This window comes from Bradyrhizobium arachidis (assembly GCF_015291705.1).
GTDB lineage: Bacteria > Pseudomonadota > Alphaproteobacteria > Rhizobiales > Xanthobacteraceae > Bradyrhizobium > Bradyrhizobium arachidis.
Map to the genome: position 1 here is coordinate 4,442,936 of NZ_CP030050.1, position 22,324 is coordinate 4,465,259.

Consider the following 22,324-nt stretch of genomic DNA (forward strand, 5'->3'; position numbering starts at 1 on the left):
GCGGATTGCTCCGCAGGCAACACCGTAGCACCCCGTTGCACCTTGCCGGTACCCGGCCGTCATGCCATCCTCCCACGGCCAGGCATAAACAAACGGAAGCGGGCGCTTTGCCACAGCTTGCAAAAAGCCTTGGTCGGGGAAACCCTTTGGGAGGTCTGATTTCATGAATTTGAAGCATGTCACCGGGCTGCTTTGCGTAGCCGCGATGTCGCTTGCGCTGACGTCCGTCGCGCAAGCGCAGGACAAGGTCGTCAAGATCGGCGTGATCATGCCGATGTCCGGCGGCACTGCCTCGATCGGCGCGCATGCCAAGGCGGCGCTCGATGTCGCAACCGACATCATCAACAACGCCCATCCCGAGCTCGGCAATTTCCCGCTGGCGAAGAACGCAGGCCTTGCCGGCCTCGGCGGCGCCAAGGTCGAGGTGATCATCGCCGACAACCAGGGCAACCCGGCAACCGGCCAGAACCAGGCGCTGCGTCTGATCACGGAAGAGAAGGTCGCGGCCGTGTTCGGCTCCTATCAGTCCGGCGTGACGCTGACCTCGAGCGCGATCGCCGAGAAATACGGCGTTCCCTTCCTGAATTCGGAGTCGGTTGCCGCCAATCTCACCGAGCGCGGCTTCAAATGGTTCTTCCGGACCACGCCGATCGCGACCGACTTCGCCAAGATCTATGTCGACTTCCTCGCCGACCTCAAGGCGCAGGGGGCCAAGACCGAGAACGTCGCGATCGTTCACGACAACACCGAATATGGCACCTCGGTCGCGAACACGATCACCGGGGCCTTCAAGGACAAGGGCCAGCCGATCGCGCTGGACGTCGCCTATCCCGTCAACGCGACCGACCTGCAAGGGCAGGTGCTCCAGCTCAAGGACAAGAAGCCCGACGTCGTCATCATGATCAGCTACACGTCGGACGCGATCCTGTTCGCCAAGACCATGCAGTCGCTTGACTACAAGCCGGCCGTGCTGCTCGCCGACGATGCCGGCTATTCCGATCCGTCCTTCACCAAGGCGGTCGGCAAGATCTCGCAAGGCGTCTTCAACCGCTCGTCCTGGGTCGTTGGTCCCTCGGGTTCGCCGTCGGCCATCATCGCCGACATGTACAAGAAGAAGAGCGGCGAGGACATGGACGACACGGTGGCGCGGCAGATGCAGGGCTTCTTCGTGCTGGCCGACGCCATCGACCGCGCCGGCTCGACCGAGCCTGCCAAGATCCAGGCCGCGCTGAAGGCGACGGACCTGAAGCCCGAGCAGCTCATGATCGGCTACAAGGGCGTCAAGTTCGACGACAAGGGCCAGAACATCCTCGCCTCCGGCGCCATCATCCAGCTCCAGGACGGCGAGAACTATGTCGCGGTGTGGCCGAAGGCCAATGCCGAGAAGCCGCCGGTGCTGCCCTACAAGGGCTGGTGAACGTTCTTGAAGGCGGGGCCGCGCGTCCCGCCGTTTCCCAAATGATTTGATCAGAGCAACGCGGCTCATGTCCTTCGTCCTCGTGCAGGTGATCGTCGGCGGGCTTCTGCTTGGCGCCGTCTACGCCCTGTTTTCTTCCGGCCTCACGCTGGTGTGGGGCATGATGAACATCGTCAATTTCGCGCATGGCGATTTTGTCATGCTCGGCATGTACGTCGCTTATGTCGTCTACACGCTGATGGGGGGAGGGCCCATCGTCGGCGCGCCGCTGGCGATGCTGGTGCTGGCGACGCTCGGCGTCGTGGTCTATTTCGGCCTGATCCGCGACATCATGAAGGGGCCGATGCTGGCCCAGATCCTCGGCACCTTCGGGCTCGCGCTGCTGCTGCGCTATTCCGTGTTCTGGTGGTTCGGCGCCAATTTCCTGTCGATGCCGCCGAACATCGTCGGCGGCACCTATGCATTCGCTGGCCTGCGCATCGAGGCCTCGCGGCTGCTGGCCGGTGTAGTCGCTCTGCTGGTGACGCTCGGCCTGCATCTCTTGCTGACGCGCACCTCGCTCGGTTCGAAGATGCTGGCGGTGGCGGAGGACCAGACCGCGGCCCAGCTCATGGGCATCCGGCCCGACAGCATGCAGGCGATCGCCTGGGCGATCGCTGCGGGCGCCACGGGGCTCGCCGGCGCGCTGATCGCGAACTTCTTCTACATCGTGCCGACCGTCGGCGAGACGCTCGGCATCGTCGCCTTCGTCACGGTGTCGCTCGGCGGCTTCGGCAGCGTGCCGGGCGCGCTCGTCGCAGGCCTTCTGATCGGCGTCATCGAGTCGCTCTCCGGCTATCTGATCGGCGCGGTGTACAAGGACATCGTCGTCTATGTCCTGTTCCTGTTCTTCCTCTGGTTCCGGCCGCAAGGCTTGATGGGTAAGTCCTGATGGGGAAGATGTGATGCGGCGCTGGATCTGGCTCTCGGCCGTCGCGGCCTTCGCGATCGCCTATCCGCTGCTGCTGTCCTCGCCGTTCCAGCAGCGCCTCGGCGCGCTGGTGCTGCTCTATGCCATCGCCGCATCCGCCTGGAACATCGTCGGCGGCTATGCCGGGCAGGTCTCGGTCGGCCATGTCGTGTTCTTCGGCTGCGGCGCCTATGCCGCGATGGGGTCTTACGCCAAATTCGGCCTGTCGCCGCTGTTCGGCATTCCCGGCGGCATCGTGCTGGCGGTCGGGCTCGCCGCGATCGTCGGCGTGCCGACGCTGCGGCTCTCAGGCCATTATTTCAGCATGGCGACGATCGCGGTGGCCGAGACGATGCGGCTGATCGTCACCAACACCGAATGGCTGGGCGCGGCCGTCGGTCTCTCGGGGCCAGCCGTGCCGCGCAACATCTTCGATCTCTCCTTCCTGTCGTCGCTGCCGTATTATTATCTCTTCCTCGCCGTCCTCGTGATCACGCTGCTGATCACCTGGTGGATGACCAACAGCCGGATGGGATTTTACCTGCGCGCGATCAAGGATTCCGAACGCGCCGCGCGCTCACTCGGCGCGCCTGCCAGCCGCACCAAGCTTTACGCCTACATGCTGAGCGCGGCACTGACGAGCGTCGCCGGCGCGCTCTATGCGATGATGTTCGGCTTCGTCGATCCGGAGTCCGGGCTCGGCATCCTGATCTCGGTGAAGATCCTGATCATGGCGGCGCTCGGCGGGGCAGGGCTGCTGTTCGGTCCGCTGGTGGGAGCTGCGATCCTGGTGCCGCTAGAGGAGATCTCCAATAGCTGGCTCGGCGGCAAGGGTGCCGGGCTCACCTTCGTGGTCTATGGCGCGATCATCGTGCTGATTGCGCGCTTCCAGCCCGGCGGCCTGCTCAGCCTGTTCACGGGACGGAGCAAGCGCAAGACTGAGAAGGGAGCGAGCCATGCTCCTTGAGGCGCGCGGAATCACCAAGGCGTTCGGCAGCTTCAAGGCGGTGGACGATGCCTCCGTCACGCTGGAGCAGGGCGACATTCTCGGCCTGATCGGCCCGAACGGTGCCGGAAAATCCACCTTCTTCAACTGCCTCACCGGCGACCTCGCGGCCACCTCCGGCCGCGTCCTGTTCGCGGGGAGCGACATCACCGACTTCACGCCGGAGCAGCGCGCCGGCCTCGGTCTTGCCCGCACCTTCCAGGTGCCGCAGACGTTCGAGGGCATGACGGTGCTCGAGAACGTCATGATCGGCGCGTTCCTCCGCACCTCGCATCGCAAGGAAGCCGAGTCCAAGGCGCGCGCCGTGCTGGAGCGCGTCGGCATGAGCCGTCTTGCGGATGCGCCGGCGCGCTCGCTCGGCACCCCCGGCCGCAAGCGGCTGGAGATCGCCCGCGCGCTGGCAACCGAGCCGAAAGTGCTGCTGCTCGACGAGGCCATGGCCGGCCTCAACGCCAACGAGGTGAAGCTCGCGATCGATCTCGTCCGCGACATCCACCGCTCCGGCATCACGCTCGTCATCGTCGAGCACATCATGGAAGTGATCATGTCGCTGGCGAGCCGCGTGATGGTGTTTCATCAGGGCAAGGAGATCGCCCGCGGCTCGCCGCGCGAGGTCACGTCGAACCCGGCGGTGATCGCGGCCTATCTCGGCACCCGCGCGGCCAAGGCCGCCGCCGGCCACACGCCGGTCGAGCTGATGGGCGGGCCGGACCTATGAGCGGAGCACTTCTCAAGATCGAGCACCTCGAAGTGCGCTACGGCGACCTCATCGGCGTCTCCGACGTGTCGCTGGAGGTGCCGGAGGGGAGCGTCGTCGCGCTGCTCGGCTCCAACGGCGGTGGCAAGACCACGACGCTGAACGCGATCGCGGGCCTCATTCCCGTGCATTCCGGCAAGATCAGCTTTCGCGGCGAGGAGATCGCCGGCCAGAAGGCTTTTGCGATCGTGCGCAAGGGCCTCGCGCTCTCGCCGGAAGGCTGGCGCCTGTTCGTGCAGCAGAGCGTCGAAAACAACCTCGTGCTCGGCGCAACGCCGCTGCACGACAAGTCGCGCCAGGCCGCGCTGCTCGAACGCGTCTACGAGATCTTCCCGCGCCTGAAAGAGCGCCGCAACCAGCGCGCCGGCACCATGTCCGGCGGCGAGCGGCAGATGCTTGCGGTCGGCCGCGCGCTGATGAGTGATCCGAAGCTGTTGATGCTGGACGAGCCCTCGCTCGGCCTCGCGCCGGCGGTGGTCGAATCCATGTACGAAACCTTCGGCCGCCTGCATCGCGAGGGCCTCACCATCCTGCTCGCCGAGCAGTCGATCGAGCTCGCGCTGGAGGTCTCGGACTTTGCGACAGTGCTCCAGGTCGGCAAGAGCGTGCTGTCGGGCACGGCCGCTGCGCTCGCGGAAGACCCGCAGGTGCAGAAGGCCTATCTCGGCGTGGATTGAGCGATCTCAGCCCTGAAGCATGATCCGGAAAAGTGCGCAGCGGTTTTCCGAAAAGAACATGCGCAAACAACAAGCTAAAGCGCGATGACGCTCCATCCTGATCTCATCGCGCTTTAGCGAATCCCGTTATTTGATCTTGTCGTAGGCCGCCGCGAAATCGTTCAGCGGCATCGGGATCGCGATGGTCTCCTTGGCCATGTTCTGGAAGGAGACCTTGAGCTGCTTGCCGGAGCGCAGGGCGGCGAGCAGGTCGGCCGCGATCGGCGTCGAGGCGTAGCAGCCGCGGTTCTCGCAGGTCTGGATCTGGAGGTCGAACGACTTGCCCTCGTCGACCTGGAGCTTGGCCCCGACAGGCAGGTTGAGGCCGAGCGGCAATTGCAGCAGCGCGATCGGCGTGCGGGTGTCGGGTGCGATGCGGATATTGACGAGGACGACGGTCTGGCCGGTCTTGGTTAGCACCGCGTTCTGCTCCATCGCGCATTCGAGCGGTGCATCGCGGCTGGCGCTGGTGCAGCGGACGATCCAGCCCGGCTGTCCGGGGGAGCTTTCTGCCGGTTGCTGCGTCGGGGCAGGAGCGGGCTGTGCGGCGGCGGCCGGCGCGGGAGCTGCGTTCTTCTTGGCGCCTTGCTGGGCGTACGCGGCGCTGGTCGACAACAGGACAGCAGCAGCGAGGGCGACAAGTCTGGATTGCATGAGCATGGCGAAACCGCGTTGGCGTGAACCGAGGGCCTCGCTGTAGCGTCGCGGGAGCCGCGGCGCAAGGCTGCTCGCAAGCCTACTCGGCGGCTTCCTTGACGGTGCCGTGCTCGTGCGCCTCGTGGCCTTCGCCGTCACCCGAACGGCCCCAGCCGGAGAACCAGTTGTTGAGCTCGTCGAGATAGAGATAGACGACAGGCGTCGTGAACAGTGTCAGCGCCTGGCTGACGATCAGGCCGCCGACCATGGCGTAGCCGAGCGGCTGGCGGATCTCGGCGCCGGTGCCGTGGCCGAGCATCAGGGGCACGCCGCCGAGCAATGCTGCCATCGTCGTCATCATGATCGGGCGGAAGCGGAGCAGCGCGGCCTGCCGGATCGATTCCTCCGGCGTCTTGTGCTCGTCGCGCTCGGCCGCGATGGCGAAGTCGACCATCATGATGCCGTTCTTCTTCACGATGCCGATCAGAAGGATGATTCCGATCAAGGCGATGAGGCTGAAGTCGAAGCCTGCCGCCATCAGGATCGCGAGCGCGCCGACGCCGGCTGAGGGCAGGGTCGACAGAATCGTGATCGGATGGATGTAGCTCTCGTAGAGGATGCCGAGGATCAGATAGACCACGACGAGCGCGGCGAGGATCAACAGCGGCACGGTGCCGAGCGATTGCTGGAACGCCTGCGCGGTGCCCTGGAAGCTCGAATTGAGCGTCGGCGGCGCGCCGAGATCGGCCATCGCCTTCTGCACGGCCTCGGTGGCCTGGCCGAGCGCAACGCCCTGGGCGAGGTTGAAGCTGATCGTGATCGCCGGGAACTGGCCCTGGTGGCTGATCGAGAGCGGGCGGACCGGATCGGTGGTCCAGGTCGCAAAGGTCGACAGCGGCACCTGGTCGCCGGTCAGCGGCGATTTCAGATAGAGCTTGTTCAGGCTGTCGAGGCTGCCCTGCATCTCCGGCAGGATCTCGAGGATCACCTTGTAGGTGTTGAGCTGGGTGAAATACTGCGTCACCTGTCGCTGTCCGAACGCGTCATACAGCGTGTCGTCGATCAGCTGCGGCTGGATGCCGTAGCGCGAGGCGGTGTCGCGGTTGATCTTGAGCTGGACCGTGGTGCCCTGCGTCTGCTGGTCGGTCGCGACGTCGCGCAGCTGCGGCAGCGTCTGCATCTTGGCGAGGATCTTCGGCGCCCAGTCGTTGAGCTCGGCAAGATCGGCGTCCTGCAGGGTGAACTCGAACTGCGTACGCGTCGGCCGGCCGCCGAGACGCACGTCCTGCGCCGCCTGCATATAGAGGCGGGCGCCCGACACTTTCTCAAGCTTGGGACGCAGCCGGGCGATGATCTCCTGAGCCGATGCCTTGCGGTCGTTGCGCGGCTTCAGGGTGATGAACATGTTGCCGTTGTTGCCGGCGCGGCCGCTACCGCCGATGTTCATCGCGATCGTGGCGACGTCGGGGTCTTCCATTACGATCTTGCCGAGCTCGACCTGGCGCCGCTGCATCTCCTTGAACGAAATGTCCTGCGAGGCTTCCGAGGTCGCGGTGATCAGGCCGACGTCCTGCTGCGGGAAGAAGCCCTTCGGGATCAGCACAAAGAGGTAGACCGAGAGACCGAGCGTGGCGAAGAAGATCACGAGCGTGGTGCGCCGCCAGGCCAGCGCATGGTCGAGCCCATATTCGTAGCCGCGCAGCATGGCGTCGAAGGCGCGCTCGCTCCACTGGTAGAACTTGCCGTGGGTCACCTCGCCATGGGCGCGCAGGAAGCGCGAGGCCATCATCGGCGTCAGCGTCAGCGACACGAACATCGAGACGAAGATCGTCATCGCCAGCACGACGGCGAATTCGCGGAACAGGCGGCCGATGATGCCGCCCATCAGGAGCAGCGGGATCAGCACCGCGACCAGCGAGATGCTGATCGACACGATGGTGAAGCCGATTTCCTTGGAACCGCGGAAGGCCGCCGCCATCGGCGATTCGCCTTCCTCGATGTAGCGCGTGATGTTTTCCAGCATCACGATGGCGTCGTCGACGACGAATCCGACCGCGATGGTGAGCGCCATCAGCGACAGATTGTCGAGCGAATAGCCGGCCACCCACATCAGCGCGCAGGCGCCGAGTAGCGCCAGTGGAACCGTGATGGTGGGAATGACGGTCGCCCAGAAGCTGCGCAGGAAGATGAAGATGACCATGACCACGAGGGCAATGGTCAAGAGCAGCGTGAATTGCACGTCCTCGACCGCGGCGCGGATGGTGGTGGTGCGGTCGCTGATGAGCTCGATCTTGATCGCGGGCGGGATCGCCGCCACGAGCCGGGGCAGGGTTGCCTTGATCCGGTCGACGGTCTCGATGACGTTGGCACCCGGCTGCTTGAAGATCACCAGGAACACGCCGCGCTTACCGTTGGCCCAGGCCGCCTGCTTGGCGTCCTCGGCGCCGCTGACCGCCTGGCCGATGTCGCGTATGCGCAATGGACCGCCGTTGCGATAGGCGATGATGACGTCGTTCCAGTCCTTGGACTGGGTGAGCTGGTCGTTGGCGTAGATCGTGTAGGCGCGCTTCTCGCCGTCGATATTGCCCTTGGGGCTGTCGACCGTGGTGATCGCGATCTGGCTGCGCACGTCCTCCATCGACAGGCCCTTGGCCACCAGCTTTGCCGGATCGACCTGGATGCGGATCGAGGGTTTCTGCTGGCCGCCGATGAAGACCTGGGCGACGCCCGAGAGCTGGCTGATCTGCTGGGCGAGCTGGGCGTCAACCGCGTCGCTGACACTGGTCAGGGGCAGCGTCTCGGACGTTGCCGACAGCAGCAGGATCGGCGCGTCGGCCGGGTTGACCTTGCGGTAGGTCGGCGGCGAGGGCAGGTTCTTCGGCAGCTGGCCGCTGGCGGCGTTGATCGCGCCCTGCACGTCGTTGGCGGCGCCGTCGATGCTGCGGTTGAGGTCGAACTGGATGGTGATCGAGGCGGTGCCGAGATAACTCGTCGAGGTCATCTGGGCGATGCCTGGAATCTGCGCGAACTGGCGCTCCAGCGGCTGGGCCACCGACGAGGCCATGGTCTCGGGGCTGCCGCCCGGCAAATTGGCGGTGATCTGGATGGTCGGGAAGTCCACCTGCGGCAGCGGCGCGACCGGCAGCAGGGGGTAGGCGACAAGACCGACAAACAGAATGCCGGCCATCAGCAGCGAGGTGCCGATGGGATAACGGATGAAAGGTGCCGAAATCCCGCCCTCGGTCATTCCTGTCGTACCTTGTTCTGGGCCGGATCCGAGCTCGCCACCGTCGTCGAGACGAGGCTTCCGGGCTGCACCTTGAATTGACCGCCGGTGATGACCTGCTGGCCGGGGCTCAAGCCTTCGTCAACGACCGAACGTCCGTCGATGCCGTAGCTGACCTTGATCTTGTGCACTTCGGCCTTGCTGTCCTGGTTGACGGTATAGGCGTAGAGGCCGTTGGTGGAGTGCTGAACCGCGTCATCCGGGACCACGGTCGCATCCTTCAGGGTGCGGACCAAAAGGCGTGTCGACACCGACTGGCCCGGCCACAGCGCGTGGTCCTTGTTGTCGAACACCGCTTTGAGCCGAATAGTCCCGCTGCTCGTGTCGACCTGGTTGTTGATGACCGCGAGCTTGCCCTCGGCCAGCGTCTTCTTGCCGTCGGTCGTGAAGGCGATCACCTTGAGCGCGCCGGCCTTCTGGCCCTCGCTGATATAGGGCAGCTGGTCCTCCGGCGCGGTGAAGATCACCGAGATCGGCTCGACCTGCGAGATCATGACGATGCCGGTCTGCGAGGAGGCGTTGACGATGTTGCCGATGTCGACCTGGCGCAGGCCCGCGACGCCGGTGAACGGTGACTTGACCTGCGTGTAGTCGAGCTGGGTCTGGGCGTTGGCGATCGCGGCCTCGTCGGCGGCGATCTGCGCGGTGAGTTGGGCGACGGTGGAACGCTGGGTGTCGACGCGCTGCGCGGTCGCGAATTCGCCGAGCTTCATGGCGCGCTGGAGCTCGAGATTGGCGTTGGCGAGATTAGCCTCGTCCTGCGCTTTCTTGGCCTTAGCCTGGTCGAGCGCGGCTTGATAGGGACGGGGATCGATCGAGATCAGAAGGTCGCCTTCCTTGACGATCTGGCCCTCTTTGAACTCGAGCTTGTCGATCTGGCCGTCGACCCGGGTGCGGACCTGGACGGTGTTGAAACCCTGGACCGTGCCGAGACCGGTCAGATAGACCGGGAAATCGGCCTTCTGGACCGGCGCGACGCTGACGGGAACGGCGGGCGCGCGCGGCGGACCTTTCTGCGCTGTCTGGGCTTTTCCGGCGTCGGGCGAGCCGTATTTCTGCCAACCATAGTAACCCGCGGAGGCCACGGCCGCGATGATCAGAATCCAGAGGATCGGCCGGGACTTTTGCATATCGTCTCGTGTCGGCTCTTGTGCCCTATTTAAACGAATTATGGGGCAATCGTAGGGTTCCAGCGCGCTTGTATAATACACGCCAAGTTCCAGTGTAAACAGCACTATCGGTGCAGAATCCTAAACAATTGGAAAGCTTTGCACGGCTTAGGCAGCACCGTGGCACTACGGTGTGCAGTGCTGCATTTTCCCTGAGAACGATCAGCGTGCAAACTTTGTGCAATGCTCGGACATGGTGTGGACGAGAGCAGCATGGGACGGGTGGAAGTCCGGCGCAGCCGAACCCAAGAACGGTTCTAAATCCCGCGCAGACCGTTTCGGTTGTCAGGAAAATCGGCATCGTCCATATCGGCGCCGCCACAAGGGAGCGCAGGATGGACGAATTGAACGGCAAGCTGATCGCGTGTCAGATCTTGATCACGGGGTTGATCGCGCGAGTCGCCAACGAACAGCGCGATCCCTTGCGCTTCCTCACCGACTTCCGCGACGAGATCAAAGCCGTCGTTAATGGCGTCAACATCGCCGGGCTGGACAACACCGATCGTGTCCGCGCGATCGCGCAGAAAAACGTCGACGAATTGTTCTCGCTGATGAAGCCGCCGAGCAGCGACTGAAGCCGTGTGCGCGATGCCGATCGCGACGTGCTTTTCGCGCTTGTTTTAGAACGAGTCCAATCTCTGTTTAGAACCGTTTCAAACTACAGTTTAGAATCGTTTTGATCTTGACGTATTCAAGGGTTCTCGCGGCTTGCCCGCATTGACCCGCTATTTTGCCGCCGATACCAACAGCCCATCGCTCGTCGAAGTGAGTGAGCGAACAAGAAGATGGGGCGTGTTGTAATGGGGCAGGTGGTCGCACCGAAATCGCTGCGTTCGGTCGTAGCGTTCGACGCGGCGGATGAGAAGTCCGCGGGCATTTCCGGCAAGAAGGTCTCGGCGGTCGCGAGCCTGATCGCGGCGGCGACGGTGTCGACCGGCGCGGAAGCGCAGCAGTCGAACCTGCCGCCGGTCACCGTCGATGCTCCGGTTCAGCGTCCGCGTCCAGCGGCTTCGAAGCCCACGCCGGAGCAGGTCCGGGCGCGCAACGCGCTTCGCCGCGCCGCGCAGCGCCAGCAGGCGCAGCAGGCTGCCGCGCCCTCGGGCCCGGCCGGTGAAGTCGACCGGAATCCCTATGCCGATCCGGCGGCGCCCTACAAGGTCGACCATGTCCAGGCTTCGGGAAAATTTCCCGAACCGATGCTGAACACGCCGAAGACCATCACGGTGCTCAGCAAGGAAGTGCTCGAGGACAAGAACGCCACGACACTGAAGGAGATCGGGCGCTCGACCGCCGGCGTGACACTGGGCTCGGGAGAGGGCGGCAACGCGTTCGGCGATCGCTTCTTCATCCGCGGCTTCGACGCGCGCAACGACGTCTTCATCGACGGCATCCGCGATCCCGCGGTTTCCATCCGCGAGAACTTCTTCACCGAGCAGATCGAGATTCTGCGCGGTCCTGCATCATCCTATGCCGGCCGCGGCACCGCCGGCGGCGCCATCAACATCGTCACCAAGCAGGCGGGCGACGTCAATTTCCAGCGCATGGATACCGAGTTCGGTACCGACAGGACCAAGCGCGTCACGATCGACGTCAACCAGGTCGTCGACCCGACGTTCTCGGTGCGCACCGGCGGCCTGTTCCAGGACGCCAACATTGCCGGACGCGACTACGTGACCGATAATCGCTGGGGTACGTTCCTCTCCACGAAGTATACCCCGACCAACGACATCAAGATCACGACGAACTACGTCCACACCGATCTCAGCGGCCTGCCGGATTTCGGCGTGCCCTATTACAAGCAGGGCAACGTGCCGGTGACCTCGGCGGGCATTCCGCGCGGGGTCTGGTACGGCTTCCTCAACCGCGACTTCCAGACCGCGCGCCAGGATTTCGGCACCGGCACGGTCGAGTACAAGGTCAACGAGGCCATCACGCTGAGCAGCAAGGTGCGCGGCGAGCACTCGCTGCTGAACTATATCGGCACGCTGCCGCAGAATCCGATCACGACCAGCCTCAATCCGCTGCTCTGGACCACGACGGCGAGCGCACAGAGCCGCTACCAGGGGGTGGATGTGTGGGCCAACCAGAACGAGGCGACGTTCAAGCTCGACACCGGCGGGGTCAAGCACACGGCGGTGTTCGGCGTCGAATATACCAATGAGGACATTTCGATCGACCGTTACGCGGGTCTCTCGTCGGAACTCGCCGGCTCGCCCTTCACGAGCAGCGGGGCGATCTCGGGCGTCAACGTCTATTCTCCCCAGTACACTTATCTCTCCGGCTTCAGCTCGCCGTCGCTGACGGGCAATCCGACGCGCTATGGCGTCAACACCAGCAGCGTCTACGTCATGGACACCGCGAACTGGCAGGACACGATCATCGTCAATGGCGGCGTGCGCTATGACGGTTACAGCCAGAGCTCGTCGACGAACACGGCCTACCTCAAGCAGAACAACGATCTCGTCAATTACAACGTCGGCGTGGTCTACAAGCCGATGTCGATCGGCAGCGTCTACGCGGCCTACGCGACCTCGGCCAATCCGTTCGGGTCGGAGCTCGACGCGACCGCCACCGATTACGGTGGCGTTCCGGCCAACACGGCCATTTTGCTGGGCCCCGAGCGCAACAAGGCGGTCGAGGTCGGCACCAAGTGGGAGCTGGTGGATCGCCACCTGCTGGTCAGCGGTGCATTGTTCCAGACCACGAAGGACAACGCCCGCGAGACCGTCAACAACCTGCTGACTTCGGGCGCGGCCTACCGGATCCAGGGCATCGACATCGAGGCGGAAGGCAAGATCACGGATCGCTGGAGCATCTTCGGCGGCCTGGTGTTGATGCAGTCGAAGGTCACGCAGAGCGGCATCGCCTCCAACATCGGCCTGCAGCTTGCCAACATCGCCCACCAGTCGTTCAGCATGCTGACCAAGTACAAGTTCGACGGCGGCTGGGAGCTCGGCGGGCAGGCGGTGTACCGCTCGAAGGTCTATGGCGGCACGTTCGCGGCCAACACCGGCAACGAGCTGCCGAGCTATTGGCGCTTCGACGCGTTCGTCGAGAAGAAGATCGACAAGAACTGGACCATGAAGTTCTACGCCCAGAACCTCACCAACAAGCTGTACTACGACACGCTCTATCGTAGCGCCGTGCCGTTCGTGGCGGTCGCGCCGGGCAGGGCATTCTACCTCGTGACAACGGCGAAGTTCTGATCATGTTGACCTGCCTGCCTGGCGTTCTCAGCAAGGATGATGTGGCGGATTTCCGCCGCATCATGGACGCCAGCGCGTGGGAGGACGGCCGCTCGACCGCGGGCGCACAATCGGCCATGGTGAAGCGCAACGAGCAATTGCCCCCCGATAGCGAGGTCGCGCGCAAGCTCGGCCACCGCATCATCTCGGCGCTGACCTCGAACCCGCGCTTCATCGCGGCGGCGATCCCGCTCCAGATCTTCCCGCCGCTGTTCAACCGCTATGCGGCGGACAGCGGCCATCATTTCGGGCTGCATGTCGACAATGCGATCCGCGGCGACCGGATGACCGGCCTTCGCATCCGCACCGACCTGTCGGTCACGCTGTTTCTCGCCGAGCCGGAAGAATATGACGGTGGCGAACTTGTGATCGAGGACACCTACGGTTCGCACGAAGTCAAGTTGCCAGCCGGCGACTGCGTGCTCTATCCCTCGACCAGCCTTCATCTCGTGACGCCCGTGACGAGGGGAACGCGGGTTGCGTCTTTCTTCTGGCTTCAGAGCATGATACGGGACGATCAAGCCCGTACCATGATCTATGACCTCGACACCGCGATTCAGGCGCTGGTGGATCGGCTCGGGCGTGACGATCCCGAAACGGTCAAATTGACGGGTATCTATCACAACCTCATTCGCTACTGGGCCGAAGTATGAAGACCATGTCCTTCCAAGCAAGCCTTGCCGCAGCTGTCGTCCTGACGGCCGCCTGGCTCGCATCTCCTGTTTCCGCCCAGACCCCGCCGGCGGCCCCGGCCCAAGCGACGGCGCAGCCGGCTGCGACCAGTCCGGCCCCAGTGGCTGCTCCGGCCCCCGCGGCTGCTCCGGTAGCTGCGGCGCCTGCGGCTCCCGCAGCCACCGCGCCGGCGGCCGTAAAGTCTGAGACGGCAGCGGGCATCGCGCCGGCTATGAAGGAATTGTCGCCCTGGGTCATGTTCATGTCGGCGGACGTTATCGTGAAGGCGGTGATGATCGGGCTCGCCTTCGCCTCGCTGATGACCTGGACCGTCCTGATCGCCAAGTCGATCGAGCTGTCGGTCGCATCAAGCAAGCTTCGTTCGGCGCTGAAGAAGGTCGCGGAGGCCCGCTCGCTCGCGGAAGCCCAGATGGCGCTTGGCGCCAAGGGGGGCATCCTGCCGTCCTTCCTGGCGGCGGCGTTGCGCGAGGCGCGGATGTCTGCCGGCCTGTCCAGCGATGCCGGCATTAAGGAGCGCGCGGCCTCGAGCTTCCAGGAGATCGTGCGCGCGGAGGCACGGCGGATCCGCGTCGGCATGGGCGTGCTCGCGACCATCGGCTCGACGTCGCCCTTCGTCGGCCTGTTCGGCACGGTCTGGGGCATCATGAACAGCTTCATCGGCATCTCGAAGTCGCAGACCACGAACCTCGCCGTCGTCGCGCCCGGCATCGCCGAAGCGCTGCTCGCCACCGCGATCGGTCTCGTCGCCGCCATTCCCGCCGTCATCATCTACAATCACTTCTCGCGCATGACGAAGGGCTATCTCGAGCTCGTCAGCCGTGCCTCGGGCGCGGCGGCGCGGCTGCTGTCGCGCGACCTCGATCGCAGCCACGGCAGCGCGCATTCACGCGCAGCGGAGTGAACCATGGGCGTTTCGCTCGCAGACAACGATGACGACGACGATTTCGCGGAAACGCATGACATCAACGTCACGCCGTTCATCGACGTCATCCTGGTGCTGCTGATCATCTTCATGGTCGCAGCGCCGCTCTCGACCGTCGATCTGCCGATCGACTTGCCGACCTCGAGCGCGATGCCGCAGAAGAAGCCGGACAAGCCGACCTATGTCAGCATCAAGCCCGATCTGACGCTGGCGATCGGGGAGAACCCGGTCAAGCGGACCGAGCTGATCGGCTCCCTCGACGGGATGTCCGAGATGAGCAAGGACAAATACGTGTTCTTGCGGGCCGACCGCGCCGTGCCCTACGGCGAGTTGATGGCCGTCATGGAGATCCTGCGTGCCGGCGGCTATTCTCGTGTCAAGCTGGTGGCACTCGAAGCGCCTGCTGCGGCGGCTGGGCCGTCGCAAGCGGCGCCCCAACCTTGAGTACGGCGCGATGTCCGATCCTGTGACCGAGGTGAAAACGCCGCGGCGGCTCTGGGTTCTGGCCGCGGTGGCGGCACTTGCCCTTCATCTTGGCGGCGCCGCGCTGGCGCTGGCGAACTTGCGGGCGGACGACGGCGACGATGGCCTCGGGGCCAACGGCGCGGAATTTGCCGTCGAAATGACCTCGCCGAAGCTGCCGGAGACGGATCTGCCGCCGGGTCCGGACAGCGAGGCCTCGCAGTTTCAGCCGCAGCAGATGGAACAGAAGGCCGAGGTCAAGGAGACCGATCTCCCGAAGGAGATGCCGCAGGAGGCCGAGGACCCTGACAGGCTCGTGACCGAGAACGACTCCAAGAAGCCGGTCGAGGACACCACGAAGGTCGCCAAGGTCGAAACCCAGGCCGTCGAGGAGGCGCCGAACTCGGTCGAGTCGGCCAAGCAGGCGTTGAACGAGACCGCGCGCGAGGATGAAAAGGCTGCCGCCCCCCATCAGGGCATCGGCAAGGACATCCGGAGGTTGACCGCGGAGTGGGGCAAGCGGATCAGCGCCTATTTCGAGCTTCACAAGCGCTATCCCAAGGACAAGAGCAAGACGACGACGGTCAAGCTCAGCCTAGTGTTGAACCGGCGCGGCAATGTGGTCTCGGTCGATGTCACGGAGTCCTCGGGCGATCCGGCTTTCGATAACGAGGCCGTCTCGATGGTCCGCCGCTCCGATCCGGTGCCGGTTCCGCCGGCCGAGCTCACGGACGATCAGTTCGCCTTCAGCCTGCCCGTGAACTTCAAGAAGCCGAAATAGCCTGGCTCGGATCTTGGCCCGTCAGCGCCAGTAGAGCCGGATCCCGACATAGACCACGACCAGGCAGATGAAGATCAGCGCCACCGGCAACGGCCGCTTCTGGGTTCCGCTGGCCGCGGTCGAACCGAAGAAGTTGGCCTTTTTCGGTTTCGGCGGCGGGCGCCGGAAAGCGGTAACATTGTCCGCGGCCGGCTCGGCTTGGCGGGGGCGGACGTCGGGCGCGGTTCCCGCACCGCCCATCTCGGCATAGTAGGCCTTGTAGATCGCGCCGATGGTGGCCTCGGTGGCCTCGCCCTCGCTCATCTGCGCCAGCAGGTTCTTGTAGCTGGCGAGGAACTCCTGGGCGTCTGGAGGCAGCGCGGACGCCCCGTTGAGCTTGGCCATCATCTTCCAGGTGGCAAAATCGGCGCGGGCACGGGTGTCCGCGCGACGCGCGATCAACATATCGGCAGCTTTGACCAAGTCGGCCTCTGGCCCTTCGGCCGGTGTTCGGGTGTCCAGTCAACTACGCATTGCCGGTCAGGAAGAGAACAGCCTGAATCACATAACCGGTCAACGTCCGCAGTATTGCTGAGATAACATCAAGATTTAGACCGAACTGCGAGCCCGCCAGCGGCAGCAGAATCAAGAGGCCGATCAGGATCAACATACCGAACGGCTCGAGCCGGGCCAGGGGCAAAGCGAGCGGTCGCGGCAGCAGCCCGACCGCGACGCGGCCGCCGTCGAGCGGCGGGATCGGCATCATGTTGAACACCGCCAGGATCGCGTTGATCAGGAGCGCATTCTTGAGGTTGTCGAAGATCCATTGCGCCGCGCCGGCCGGCGCGAAGGGCAGGGCGTGCAGGGCAAGCGCCGCCGCCAGCGCCAGCAGGATGTTGGTGGCAGGGCCAGCCAGCGCCACCCAGACCATGTCGAGCCTCGGATGGTTGAGCTTGCGGAAATTGACCGGCACCGGCTTGGCATAGCCGAACAGGAACGGCGAATGCGCAAACAGCAGCATCGCCGGCAGGATCAGCGTGCCGAACGGGTCGATGTGCCTGATCGGGTTGAAGCTGACGCGGCCGAGCTGCGCGGCCGTGTTGTCGCCGAGACGGTGCGCGACGAAGGCGTGCGCGGCCTCGTGGAAGGTGATGGCGAGCACCAGCGGCAGCACCCACACCGAAATGTCATAGAAGGAAACGTTCACGGCTCGTCCGTCCCGGTTTGTACCTCATGGCCTTGCAGCCAACCCGGCCAATCCGGTGGTGAGGCAACGCGTCAGGTCAGGATATGGGACGCCAGTTGCGAAATCCCAAGCTGTAGATGATCCGCCAGCAGGCCGCCCGCACGCGACAGGTTGCGCGCGCGGTGGAGGCGGATGTCCGCTCCCGGCAGCGGCGGCAGGCCGTCCGACACGGCGCGCAGGCGAGGAGGCAGGGTGCCGGCTTTCACGACCGTGATCGCAAGGCCCTGCGCCGCGATCGCTTCCACCGCCGCCAGCGTCCGGCTGACAAAGGCGAGCCGCCAGGACCGGCCGGCGGCATCGAGGGCCTCCGCGGCCCATTGCCGAAACAGGCAGCCTGGTGGATAGAGTGCGACCGGCAGCGTATCGCGCGCTCTGACTGGATAGGACGCGGCTGCCGCCCACACCGCCTGCTCGCGCCGCAGCAGCTCGCCGGCGCCTTGTCCTTCCGGGTGCATGGCAATGACGAGGTCATAGCCCTCGCCGAGCCTTGCCGGCATGGTCGCGGTCAGCCCGGTCTCGATCTCGACCCTGACGTCCGGATGGTTTTTGGCAAAGCGCGCGAGCAAGGGTGGAATGATGATCGTGCCGTAATCCTCCATCACGCCGAGGCGGACCACGGCTTCGCGCTTGCGTGCGTGGAGCGCATCGATTGCTTCCGCATTGAGGTCGAGAAGCCGCCGCGCATAGACGAGGAGTTCGTCGCCTGCTGTGGTCAGCAAGACGCCCGCCCTGGTGCGTTGAAACAGCCTTGCACCAAGCCGCTCCTCCAGGCGCTTGATCTGGACGCTCACCGCCGATTGCGTGCGGTGGAGCGTCGCGGCAGCGCGTGTGAACGAGCGATGCTCGGCAATGGCGACAAACGCCTTCAGCAGGTCGGGATCGAGAACAGGTGCAGTCATGATGAAAACTTATCCTGGCATGAAGGAAATTCCATTCCCTGTTTCGGCGCGCCTCATATGCTGGCCCGCAAAGCAGTTGGGGGAGGGAGCGTGGGCGAGACTTTTGGCGTTCTGGCCGCGGTGCTGTCGAGCGGCCTTGGGGGCACCTCGATCGGGGCCACGCGCTACCTCGTGGGCAGCATCGACCCGCTCGCGATCGGCTCGTTCCGGTTCGGCATCGGCTTTCTCCTGCTGCTGCCGCTGACGCTGCTGCGCGGTGACCGCTGGCCGGGGCGTGGCGACTGGGCGGCCGCCTTCGCCCTCGGCATTCTGTTCTTCGCCGTGTTCCCGATCCTGTTCAACGCCTCGCTGATCTTCACGACCGCCGCGCGCGGCGCGCTCGCACTGTCGACGCTTCCGCTGCTGTCGCTTGTAATCGGGGCCGCACTCGGTGCCGAAGCCCTGACCTGGCGCAAATCGATCGGTGTCGTGATCGCGACGCTGGGCGTTGCGGTTGCGCTGCTCACCGACCTGACCTCGGCCCCGCCGGCCGCCTGGCGCGGCGATCTCCTGATGATGTCAGCTGCGCTATGCATGGCGCTCTACGGCATCTGGTCGAAGCCGCTGATCCGCCGCTCCAGCCCGATCGCCTTCACCACGATGAGCATGGCGGCGGGCGCGGCCTGCCTCATCCTGCTCTCGTATGTCCGCGGCAGCTTTGCGCCGGTCGCAAGCTTCGGCGCGCCGCAATGGTTGGCGGCCTCATATCTCGGAGCGTTCGGCGCGGCGCTGACCTTCTATCTCTGGGCCTTCGCGCTGGAGCGGACGACGCCGACGCGCGTCGCCATCTCGGTGACGGTCAACCCGATCACGGCCTCGCTGGTCGGCGCCTGGTTGCTGCACGAACCGCTGCGGTGGAATCTCGCGGCCGGTATCGTCGCGGTGTTTGCCGGAATCTGGATCGCGACCACGACGGGCGAACGTGCTCCGCCGGCGAACGCGTCTGCTTCAAGCCGGCCCTGACATCAGGTCGGGATGGTCCCCTGATATTGCACCAGACCGTCATCGAGCTTCAGCCAGGCGAGCTTTTCGCTCACCCAGATGTGCTCGGTCGGCGTGAAGGCGTTGCGATCGTCGAACGTGGTGAGCGAGACACCGGCGAGCGTGCCGTTGCGCCGCCAGGAGAACAGGCGCGTGCCGCAGCGCTTGCAGAAGACGCGGTCGATATTCTCGGACGACGCATAGCGCTCGGTCTCGCCCTCGACCGTTAGTGCGCGCTGGTCGAACTGCGCGCGGGCGAAGAACGGCGAGCCCATCGCCTTCTGGCACAAGCGGCAATGGCAGATGCGGACGTTAAGCGGCTCGCCCTCCGCCTTGAACCGCACCGCGCCGCACAGGCATCCGCCTTCCCGGATCATGGCTCAGGCCACCCGCCATTCGCCGACCTGGCGCGCCATGCTCCAGTTGAGATCGTCAAGATCGCCATCCATGTTGGAATTCCCGCGTCTGGTGTTGGTGAAGGCGGCCCAGCAGAAGCCGCCATGGGTGCGCACGGCGATCGTGCTCGTGCCCGGCAGACTGCCATTGTGCCACCAATTGCCGAATTTGTTGACACAGAAGCCCTTGGCATAGTCCGGGCTGTAGCTGGGCGCGCTGGTCATGACCTGGATGGTGCGCGGCCGCAGGATGTTCGCGGGCCTCGTGTAGCCGTCGACATGCATCAGGAACTGGACGAGATCCGACGGTGTCGCGATCCAGCCGCCATGGGAATCCATCCGCCTCACTTTCATGTCGTAGGGGCTTTCGCCCTGGCCGTAATAGGCGACTTCGCCGGCCTGGCGCTGGTCGCGCGTGTTGCCCGCTATCGTCATGTCGGTGACGCCGCAGCGCGCCAGCACCTCGCCGCGGACATGCTCGGCATAGAGCTGGCCGGTGAGCTTCTCGATGACGCGCCCCAGCACGCAATAGCTGAAATTGGAGTAGGCGTAATGCTGGCCCGGCGGCCGGTCTAGCGGCCGGTTGGCGAGTGTCCAGGCGATCAGCTCGGCATGATCCATCCGCGGATGGGTGAACATGGGATCGCGATTGTCGTTGCTCCAGCCGCCGCCGGTGTGGGTCAACAGATGCTCGAGCGTGATCTGGTCGATGCCGGCAGAGTAGGGCGGCTGCCCGTAATCGGTGCCGAGCAGCGCGCCCGGGCCGAACACGCGATCGGTCAGCTTGAGGCGGTTCTCCTCGATCAGGCGGAAGATCGTGACCGAGGTGATCATCTTGCTGACGCTGGCGATCCGGAACAGATGCCGCGGCGTCACGGTCTCGTTGCGCTCGCGATCCGCAAGACCGAACGCATCCTCGTGGACGACAGTGCCGGCATAGCCGATCGCAAACGACAGCGCCGGCACGTCGTATTTGTCCATGAAGCTGCGCGCGAGCCGCGCCATGGCGCCGCGCTCGGCCGGCGAGGGCGGGCGGATGCTCGGCGGGTTGGGCGCGAGCTGCGCGAGGGCTGGGTGCGACAGCAGCGGCAGCGCGCCCGCTGCGAGCTTCACGAAGTCTCGTCGCCGAAATTGCATGGTCCGCCCCCTCGGGCGGCCCATGTCTCAGGTCCATGCCTCAGTAGGTCGCCCGTCCACCCGAAATATCAAACACCGCGCCGGTGGAGAAGGCACAATCTTCGGATGCGAGCCAGCTCACCATCGCGGCGAGCTCTTCCACCTGCACGAAGCGCGCTTTCGGGATCTTCGACAGCATGAAGTCGATATGCTGCTGCGTCATCTGGTCGAAGATCGCGGTCTTCGCCGCGGCCGGCGTCACCGCATTCACCAGGATGTCATGCGCGGCGAGCTCCTTGCCGAGCGATTTGGTCAGCGCGATCAGGCCGGCCTTGGACGCCGAATAATGCGAGGCGTTCGGATTGCCTTCCTTGCCGGCGATCGAGGCGATGTTCACAATCCGCCCGTATTTCTGCTTGAGCATGACAGGCACGATCGCCTTGCTCACGATGAAGGGGCCGTCGAGGTTGATGCGCAGGACCTTGCGCCATTCCTCGAGATCAGTCTCCCAGACCGGCTTGTTTACGCCGGCGATGCCGGCATTGTTGACGAGGATGTCGATCTTGCCGAAGGCTTTGAGCGTCGCGTCGCGGGCCTGCTCGACGGCCACGGGATCGGTGACGTCGACCTTGAAGACGCGGACGTTGTCGCCGATCTCTCTCGCGGTCTTCTCGGCCAGCGCCGCGTCAAAATCCCAGATCGCGACCTTGGCACCGGAGGCGACGAAGCGCTCGGTGATGGCGCGGCCAAAGCCCTGCGCGCCGCCGGTGACGACGGCAACGCGGCCATTGAGATCGATCTTGTTCATGCCGGGTGCCCCAGGTGTCAGAGCATGTAGCCGCCGTCGACGACGAGGTCGACGCCGGTGGTGAAGGCGCTCTCGTCGCTGCCGAGATAGACCGCCATCGATGCGATCTCCTCGGCGGTGCCGAGCCGGCCCATCTTCTGGCGCGAGATGAACATTTCCTTGCCCTGCGGTCCCTGCGCGGCGGCGCGGTCGAGCATCGAGGGGGTCTCGACGGTGCCGGGGCAGATCGAGTTGCAGCGGATGCCCTTGGTGATGAAGTCGAGTGCGACCGCGCGCGACAGCAGCGACACCGCCGCCTTCGACGAGCTGTAGACGTAGCGGTTCGCCGGCGGCCGCAAGGCCGCGCAGGACGAGATGTTGACGATGCTGCCGCCGCCGCCCGCGATCATGTCGGGCAGGAAGGCCTTGATGGTCCGGTGCATCGACTTAACGTTGAGATCGAACGAGAAGTCAAAATCCTCCTCCGAGCACTCCAGGATGGTGCCGTGGTGCACGAAGCCGGCCGCGTTGAGCAGGATGTCGATCTTGCCGATGCGTTTTGCAAAGGCGTTGACGTCGGCGGTGTTGCGGACGTCGAGCTTGGCGACCTCCGCGATGCCTTCCTTGGTCAAGCCAGCGATGCCGGCCTCGTTGATGTCGGTGGCGATGACGGTTGCGCCTTCACGCGCGAAGGCGATCGCGCATGCGCGCCCGATGCCTGCTGCCGCAGCCGTGACGACGGCGCGCTTTCCCTTGAGGCGGTCTGCCATTTTTTCTCTCCTCTGAATTTTCTGTCGTCATTCCGGGGCGCGCCTCTTGGCGCGAACTACGATGCGCACTTGC

At 64.8% G+C, this 22,324-nt stretch carries 22 protein-coding genes; 12 read left to right on the forward strand and 10 right to left on the reverse strand.

Annotation, left to right across the window (positions count from 1 at the left end; all coding sequences use genetic code 11):
• Positions 1–163: 163 nt before the first annotated feature.
• The 5 genes from WN72_RS20445 (at position 164) to WN72_RS20465 (ending at position 4,806) form a co-directional block, all read left to right on the forward strand.
• A complete protein-coding gene (locus WN72_RS20445) occupies positions 164–1,417 on the forward strand; it encodes an ABC transporter substrate-binding protein (protein WP_092216500.1) in 1,254 nt (417 codons plus the stop codon).
• 67 nt (positions 1,418–1,484) lie between these two features.
• On the forward strand, positions 1,485–2,348 hold the full coding sequence (locus tag WN72_RS20450; RefSeq protein WP_092216501.1) for a branched-chain amino acid ABC transporter permease: 864 nt from the start codon (positions 1,485–1,487) through the stop codon (positions 2,346–2,348).
• Between the two features lie 13 nt (positions 2,349–2,361).
• Positions 2,362–3,333 carry a branched-chain amino acid ABC transporter permease gene (locus tag WN72_RS20455; protein ID WP_092216502.1) on the forward strand — a complete coding sequence of 324 codons (972 nt, stop codon included), beginning with the start codon at positions 2,362–2,364 and terminating at the stop codon, positions 3,331–3,333.
• The gene (locus WN72_RS20460; protein WP_027557376.1) at positions 3,323–4,090 is read left to right on the forward strand and encodes an ABC transporter ATP-binding protein; all 768 of its coding nucleotides are present in this window, start codon (positions 3,323–3,325) and stop codon (positions 4,088–4,090) included. The genes WN72_RS20455 and WN72_RS20460 overlap by 11 nt, the downstream gene beginning before the upstream one ends.
• The gene (locus WN72_RS20465) at positions 4,087–4,806 is read left to right on the forward strand and encodes an ABC transporter ATP-binding protein (RefSeq protein ID WP_027557377.1); all 720 of its coding nucleotides are present in this window, start codon (positions 4,087–4,089) and stop codon (positions 4,804–4,806) included. The genes WN72_RS20460 and WN72_RS20465 overlap by 4 nt, the downstream gene beginning before the upstream one ends.
• A gap of 126 nt (positions 4,807–4,932) precedes the next feature.
• On the opposite strand, the gene WN72_RS20470 is transcribed toward WN72_RS20465, so the two are convergent.
• The 3 genes from WN72_RS20470 to WN72_RS20480 form a co-directional block, all read right to left on the reverse strand.
• Positions 4,933–5,505, reverse strand: a complete 573-nt coding sequence (locus WN72_RS20470; RefSeq protein WP_027557378.1) for an invasion associated locus B family protein — start codon at positions 5,503–5,505, stop codon at positions 4,933–4,935.
• A gap of 76 nt (positions 5,506–5,581) precedes the next feature.
• On the reverse strand, positions 5,582–8,728 hold the full coding sequence (locus WN72_RS20475) for an efflux RND transporter permease subunit (protein WP_092216503.1): 3,147 nt from the start codon (positions 8,726–8,728) through the stop codon (positions 5,582–5,584).
• Positions 8,725–9,897 (reverse strand): efflux RND transporter periplasmic adaptor subunit, encoded by a 1,173-nt coding sequence (locus tag WN72_RS20480; RefSeq protein WP_027557380.1) that lies wholly within the window; start codon positions 9,895–9,897, stop codon positions 8,725–8,727. The genes WN72_RS20475 and WN72_RS20480 overlap by 4 nt, the downstream gene beginning before the upstream one ends.
• A 374-nt stretch (positions 9,898–10,271) precedes the next feature.
• Here WN72_RS20480 and WN72_RS20485 point away from each other — a divergent pair, with 374 nt between their 5' ends.
• The 6 genes from WN72_RS20485 to tolA all read left to right on the forward strand — a co-directional run bounded on the left by WN72_RS20485 (position 10,272) and on the right by tolA (position 16,039).
• Positions 10,272–10,511: a hypothetical protein gene (locus WN72_RS20485; RefSeq protein WP_027557381.1), complete on the forward strand. Its 240-nt coding sequence runs from the start codon at positions 10,272–10,274 to the stop codon at positions 10,509–10,511.
• 225 nt (positions 10,512–10,736) lie between these two features.
• Positions 10,737–13,142: a TonB-dependent receptor gene (locus WN72_RS20490; RefSeq protein ID WP_092216504.1), complete on the forward strand. Its 2,406-nt coding sequence runs from the start codon at positions 10,737–10,739 to the stop codon at positions 13,140–13,142.
• A gap of 2 nt (positions 13,143–13,144) precedes the next feature.
• Positions 13,145–13,834 carry a Fe2+-dependent dioxygenase gene (locus tag WN72_RS20495; protein WP_027557383.1) on the forward strand — a complete coding sequence of 230 codons (690 nt, stop codon included), beginning with the start codon at positions 13,145–13,147 and terminating at the stop codon, positions 13,832–13,834.
• Positions 13,831–14,775, forward strand: a complete 945-nt coding sequence (gene exbB / locus WN72_RS20500) for a tonB-system energizer ExbB (protein ID WP_027557384.1) — start codon at positions 13,831–13,833, stop codon at positions 14,773–14,775. The genes WN72_RS20495 and exbB overlap by 4 nt, the downstream gene beginning before the upstream one ends.
• Before the next feature lie 3 nt (positions 14,776–14,778).
• Complete coding sequence (gene exbD / locus WN72_RS20505; protein ID WP_027557385.1) at positions 14,779–15,240, forward strand: TonB system transport protein ExbD; 462 nt, start codon at positions 14,779–14,781, stop codon at positions 15,238–15,240.
• Between the two features lie 10 nt (positions 15,241–15,250).
• On the forward strand, positions 15,251–16,039 hold the full coding sequence (gene tolA / locus WN72_RS20510) for a cell envelope integrity protein TolA (RefSeq protein WP_027557386.1): 789 nt from the start codon (positions 15,251–15,253) through the stop codon (positions 16,037–16,039).
• Positions 16,040–16,060: 21 nt separating this feature from the next.
• Here tolA and WN72_RS20515 read toward each other — a convergent pair whose 3' ends face one another.
• The 3 genes from WN72_RS20515 to WN72_RS20525 form a co-directional block, all read right to left on the reverse strand.
• Positions 16,061–16,483, reverse strand: a complete 423-nt coding sequence (locus WN72_RS20515; protein WP_092216525.1) for a hypothetical protein — start codon at positions 16,481–16,483, stop codon at positions 16,061–16,063.
• A gap of 61 nt (positions 16,484–16,544) precedes the next feature.
• Positions 16,545–17,225, reverse strand: coding sequence for a site-2 protease family protein (locus WN72_RS20520; protein WP_027557388.1), 681 nt, complete (start codon positions 17,223–17,225; stop codon positions 16,545–16,547).
• 71 nt (positions 17,226–17,296) lie between these two features.
• Positions 17,297–18,163, reverse strand: a complete 867-nt coding sequence (locus WN72_RS20525; protein ID WP_092216505.1) for a LysR substrate-binding domain-containing protein — start codon at positions 18,161–18,163, stop codon at positions 17,297–17,299.
• A gap of 90 nt (positions 18,164–18,253) precedes the next feature.
• Between WN72_RS20525 and WN72_RS20530 the strand changes: the two genes are divergently transcribed.
• Positions 18,254–19,165, forward strand: a complete 912-nt coding sequence (locus WN72_RS20530; RefSeq protein ID WP_092216506.1) for a DMT family transporter — start codon at positions 18,254–18,256, stop codon at positions 19,163–19,165.
• 2 nt (positions 19,166–19,167) lie between these two features.
• On the opposite strand, the gene WN72_RS20535 is transcribed toward WN72_RS20530, so the two are convergent.
• The 4 genes from WN72_RS20535 to WN72_RS20550 all read right to left on the reverse strand — a co-directional run bounded on the left by WN72_RS20535 (position 19,168) and on the right by WN72_RS20550 (position 22,251).
• A complete protein-coding gene (locus tag WN72_RS20535) occupies positions 19,168–19,560 on the reverse strand; it encodes a GFA family protein (protein ID WP_092216507.1) in 393 nt (130 codons plus the stop codon).
• A 3-nt stretch (positions 19,561–19,563) separates the two neighbouring features.
• Positions 19,564–20,691 carry a serine hydrolase domain-containing protein gene (locus tag WN72_RS20540; RefSeq protein WP_231164345.1) on the reverse strand — a complete coding sequence of 376 codons (1,128 nt, stop codon included), beginning with the start codon at positions 20,689–20,691 and terminating at the stop codon, positions 19,564–19,566.
• 64 nt (positions 20,692–20,755) lie between these two features.
• Entirely contained in the window at positions 20,756–21,502 is a 747-nt protein-coding gene (locus WN72_RS20545) for an SDR family NAD(P)-dependent oxidoreductase (protein WP_092216508.1), read from the reverse strand.
• Between the two features lie 17 nt (positions 21,503–21,519).
• The gene (locus WN72_RS20550) at positions 21,520–22,251 is read right to left on the reverse strand and encodes an SDR family oxidoreductase (protein ID WP_027557394.1); all 732 of its coding nucleotides are present in this window, start codon (positions 22,249–22,251) and stop codon (positions 21,520–21,522) included.
• Positions 22,252–22,324 lie beyond the last annotated feature (73 nt).

Excerpts from the sequence above, each read along its gene's own strand:
- WN72_RS20445 (WP_092216500.1), top strand. The coding sequence starts at position 164 with ATGAATTTGAAGCATGTCACCGGGCTGCTTTGCGTAGCCGCGATGTCG.
- WN72_RS20450 (WP_092216501.1), top strand. The coding sequence starts at position 1,485 with ATGTCCTTCGTCCTCGTGCAGGTGATCGTCGGCGGGCTTCTGCTTGGC.
- WN72_RS20455 (WP_092216502.1), top strand. The coding sequence starts at position 2,362 with ATGCGGCGCTGGATCTGGCTCTCGGCCGTCGCGGCCTTCGCGATCGCC.
- WN72_RS20460 (WP_027557376.1), top strand. The coding sequence starts at position 3,323 with ATGCTCCTTGAGGCGCGCGGAATCACCAAGGCGTTCGGCAGCTTCAAG.
- WN72_RS20465 (WP_027557377.1), top strand. The coding sequence starts at position 4,087 with ATGAGCGGAGCACTTCTCAAGATCGAGCACCTCGAAGTGCGCTACGGC.
- WN72_RS20470 (WP_027557378.1), bottom strand. The coding sequence starts at position 5,505 with ATGCTCATGCAATCCAGACTTGTCGCCCTCGCTGCTGCTGTCCTGTTG.
- WN72_RS20475 (WP_092216503.1), bottom strand. The coding sequence starts at position 8,728 with ATGACCGAGGGCGGGATTTCGGCACCTTTCATCCGTTATCCCATCGGC.
- WN72_RS20480 (WP_027557380.1), bottom strand. The coding sequence starts at position 9,897 with ATGCAAAAGTCCCGGCCGATCCTCTGGATTCTGATCATCGCGGCCGTG.
- WN72_RS20485 (WP_027557381.1), top strand. The coding sequence starts at position 10,272 with ATGGACGAATTGAACGGCAAGCTGATCGCGTGTCAGATCTTGATCACG.
- WN72_RS20490 (WP_092216504.1), top strand. The coding sequence starts at position 10,737 with ATGGGGCAGGTGGTCGCACCGAAATCGCTGCGTTCGGTCGTAGCGTTC.
- WN72_RS20495 (WP_027557383.1), top strand. The coding sequence starts at position 13,145 with ATGTTGACCTGCCTGCCTGGCGTTCTCAGCAAGGATGATGTGGCGGAT.
- exbB (WP_027557384.1), top strand. The coding sequence starts at position 13,831 with ATGAAGACCATGTCCTTCCAAGCAAGCCTTGCCGCAGCTGTCGTCCTG.
- exbD (WP_027557385.1), top strand. The coding sequence starts at position 14,779 with ATGGGCGTTTCGCTCGCAGACAACGATGACGACGACGATTTCGCGGAA.
- tolA (WP_027557386.1), top strand. The coding sequence starts at position 15,251 with ATGTCCGATCCTGTGACCGAGGTGAAAACGCCGCGGCGGCTCTGGGTT.
- WN72_RS20515 (WP_092216525.1), bottom strand. The coding sequence starts at position 16,483 with ATGTTGATCGCGCGTCGCGCGGACACCCGTGCCCGCGCCGATTTTGCC.
- WN72_RS20525 (WP_092216505.1), bottom strand. The coding sequence starts at position 18,163 with ATGACTGCACCTGTTCTCGATCCCGACCTGCTGAAGGCGTTTGTCGCC.
- WN72_RS20535 (WP_092216507.1), bottom strand. The coding sequence starts at position 19,560 with ATGATCCGGGAAGGCGGATGCCTGTGCGGCGCGGTGCGGTTCAAGGCG.
- WN72_RS20545 (WP_092216508.1), bottom strand. The coding sequence starts at position 21,502 with ATGAACAAGATCGATCTCAATGGCCGCGTTGCCGTCGTCACCGGCGGC.
- WN72_RS20550 (WP_027557394.1), bottom strand. The coding sequence starts at position 22,251 with ATGGCAGACCGCCTCAAGGGAAAGCGCGCCGTCGTCACGGCTGCGGCA.